The following is a 236-nucleotide window of genomic DNA, read 5'->3' as shown; positions in this document are numbered from 1 at the left end:
CGTTCAGATAACGCAAAAATACCAAAACCGGTTCAATAAACACACCATGGCGCGGGGTGGAGCAGCCCGGTAGCTCGTCAGGCTCATAACCTGAAGGCCGCAGGTTCAAATCCTGCCCCCGCAACCAAACTCCTCTGAAAATACTAAAAGCCTTGATCCGCACACCATCCTGATCGCCGCTATGCCGCTTGCGCAAGCTCTGTCGAGCAGCCCGTTCGACCTAAAATCGATTCACT

Annotated in this window: 1 tRNA gene; it reads left to right on the top strand. The window is 53.4% G+C overall.

What is annotated here, in order from left to right:
• Positions 1–50: 50 nt before the first annotated feature.
• Positions 51–127: transfer RNA gene (locus J9800_RS21975), tRNA-Met, on the top strand.
• Positions 128–236: the final 109 nt, after the last annotated feature.

It is taken from the genome of Ochrobactrum sp. AP1BH01-1, assembly GCF_018066705.1.
Lineage (GTDB): Bacteria > Pseudomonadota > Alphaproteobacteria > Rhizobiales > Rhizobiaceae > Brucella.
Note: the sequence above shows the minus strand (reverse complement) of the source record. Positions and strands in the feature narration are given on the sequence as shown.